The 2,585-nt window shown below is 72.6% G+C and carries 2 protein-coding genes; both read left to right on the top strand.

Going from position 1 to position 2,585, the window contains the following annotated elements; all coding sequences use genetic code 11:
• Positions 1–326 precede the first annotated feature (326 nt).
• Positions 327–1,100: a Crp/Fnr family transcriptional regulator gene (locus tag ACT6Y9_RS10330; RefSeq protein ID WP_295477360.1), complete on the top strand. Its 774-nt coding sequence runs from the start codon at positions 327–329 to the stop codon at positions 1,098–1,100.
• 101 nt (positions 1,101–1,201) lie between these two features.
• Positions 1,202–2,575, top strand: coding sequence for a hypothetical protein (locus tag ACT6Y9_RS10325; RefSeq protein WP_443744470.1), 1,374 nt, complete (start codon positions 1,202–1,204; stop codon positions 2,573–2,575).
• The last annotated feature ends 10 nt before the right edge of the window (positions 2,576–2,585 follow it).

The raw sequence follows: 2,585 nt of genomic DNA, 5'->3' as shown, positions 1-2,585 counted from the left end.
GACAAAAAGGGGGCGCCGGGGATAAGGCCCCCAAGAGGCGGGCCGCGCGCGGCCTTCCGCCCGCAGCCTTGACTCGGGTCCGGGCACGCCGCCAAAATTCCTCCAAACGCCTCCCAGCTGCGCGCCGCTCCCTCAGGCTGCGCGGTGGATGACGCGTCCCGCTCTCCACACCCCGGCCGAGCAGAGGACGGGAGCGGGAGGGCTGAAAGAAGACTGGAGAGAGTCCCCCGATGAGAAGGTTTTCCGAAGAGTGGATCCGTGCGCTTTCCCAATGCCGCTTCGCCGGACCCTGGCCCGATTGGAGCGGACCGAGAAACGCCCCGGTGATGCCGTGGATCACGCTGCCCATCCATCCGCTTCTGCGGCAGGCCTTCGAGGAGTTCGGCGAGGTGCAGGAATTCAAGGCGGGCGACTGGCTCTTTCCCCGCGTGCAGGTGAGAAGCTACATGCTCGTCGAGGCGGGCCTCACGGGTCGCATCGTCGCCACCGCCGACGGGCAGCCCGGCGCGGGCGCGATGGCGCTCTCCGCCCCGATGCGCAACGCCGCGGGGAATCTCAACTGGATGACGCACCGCGCGGCGATCGGGCGCTACCAGGCGCTCTCCGACGCCCGCGTGCGGGTGATTCCGCACGCCGAGGCGCTGCACTACCTCCTGGAGGCGGACCGGGACTTCCAAATGGCGCTCTACGCGCAGCAGGAGCTCATCAACCTCTCGGACCGCTTCGGCTTCGCGGTCCTCGCGCTCCTCCCCGCGCTCGAGCGCTTCAAGGTGCTCCTGATCGGCTGGTCGCTCTTCTACGGCGAGCTCATTGAAGCGGGTGGCCGCACGCTCGTGCGCATTCCGTCGCCCGGGCGCAAGAACCACATCGCGCAGGTGATCCGCACTTCGCTCGTGACGCTCGACACGCTCTTGACCGAGATGCGTCGCACGGCCGGCTACGAGCGCGACGGCGACTTCCTCATCTTCGACGCCGCGTCGCTGCAGGACGTCCACGCGTGGATGCGCCAGGCCGAGGGGACGGACGCGTACCTCGCGCGCCCCGAGCGCGTCGAGGACATGCTCGCCGCCGCCCAGGCCGAACCCGTCGCCGCGGCCTGAAGCGGCATCGGGCGGCTCCGGGCGGTCCCGGGCCGCACGGCCTGCGGACCCGCGGGTAGTATTGCGTGCAAGAGAGACTCAACCGCCCGCAGGCCGCCCCCATGCAATTCGTAGATTCCGAACTCATCACGTGGCTCTTCATCGCGCTCGCGGGACTCGCCTTCGGCGGGCTCGCGCTCGCCCGGATGCTGCAGAGCCGCCGGGGAGACGCCTTCATGCGCCGGGCGGCGAAGAAGTCCTCCGCGGCGCCCGCCCGCGCGAGAACGGAGCGGATCGCGCGCCGCCCTCAGGCGCCCGAGATCCCGAAGATTCCCGAACCCGCCCCCGTCGTGAAGCCCGTGATCGCGGGCCCGGGGCGCCCCGCCGTGCTCGTCTTCGGCGTGCCCGGTTCGCCTGCGGTCCTCATGCAGCGCACCGTAGCGATGGAGGATGCGGATGCGCCCGAGGCGCCCCTCACGAAGGAGGCGCTGGAAGCGCCTGCGCTCGAACTTCTCGCCCGGCGCGCGCTCGCCCTCATGAAGGAAACGGATGACGACCTCGCCCCGGACCGCTTCACGGTGACGGTTGAACTCCCGCCCGCGGCTGCGGCCGCGGCGGGCGCGCCGCTTGAACTCCGCGCCCTCGACCCCCACGGCCTCCTCTTGGGTGAGGCGGCGGTGGAGGCCCCCGACGCCGCGGGGTTTCTCGAGGAGCTTACGGCACTTCTGGGACGCATCCCGCAGGGCGGCGCCGCACTCACGCGCGCCGCGGACGCGGCCTATGCCCACGCCGGAATGCTCCTTTGCGAAGCGGCCCGGCCCGCCGGAGGTGAGGCCGCGCAGGTGCAGGCCGAAGACCGGTTCTCCGCGGACTTGAAGCGCCTCTTCGCGCGCGTCGAGGCGCTGCGCACGGGCGCGGCTCCGGCGGAGGAATCCCTGGGCGCGCTCGAAGCGGAACTCAATCAGACCTCGGCCGCGATCGACCGGGTGCTCGGGCTTCTCGCCGCGCCGGAGGGCGGCCTCATGGGGAGTCCCGCAGAGACGGCTGCGGCCCTTGCGAACGCCCGGCGCCTCACGGCCCTTCGCGAAGCGGCCGTGCGCCTCGGGTGGGTGCTCGCCGCGAAGCGCCTGTTCGAATCGACGGACTACGCGGCGGGGCTCGCCGCCGCCGCGCGGCTGCGCGCTCAGGCTGCGGCCTTCCCCGACGGCGCGTTGGCGGCCGATGCGGCGGTCGAGGCGGTCGGCGGGTTCGAACGCTCGCTCGAAGACCCGCTCGCCGCTCCGCTCACGCCCGAGGAACGCGAGGGCCTTCCGGTTCTGCGCGCCGAGGCGGAGGTATTCCGCGAAGAGGCCCGCAGCCGCCGCAGGGAGCTCGAGGCCGACGCCGCGGCCCTCACGGAGGCGCTCGACCGCCGTCTCCTCGCCGCGGGCCGGCGTCCCCGGTGGGTGCTCCGCGTTGCGGCGGACGGGCGCCTCGCGGGCGTTGCGGCGGGCTGAGGCCCGCTCC

It is taken from the genome of Sutterella sp. (assembly GCF_052272535.1).
GTDB lineage: Bacteria > Pseudomonadota > Gammaproteobacteria > Burkholderiales > Burkholderiaceae_F > Sutterella.
The sequence above is the reverse complement of the archived record's forward strand: the minus strand, read 5'-3'. Positions and strand labels throughout refer to the sequence as shown.

Bases quoted from the DNA above. Each gene is read 5' to 3' on its own strand.
- ACT6Y9_RS10325 (WP_443744470.1), top strand. From the start codon at position 1,202: ATGCAATTCGTAGATTCCGAACTCATCACGTGGCTCTTCATCGCGCTC.
- ACT6Y9_RS10330 (WP_295477360.1), top strand. From the start codon at position 327: ATGCCGTGGATCACGCTGCCCATCCATCCGCTTCTGCGGCAGGCCTTC.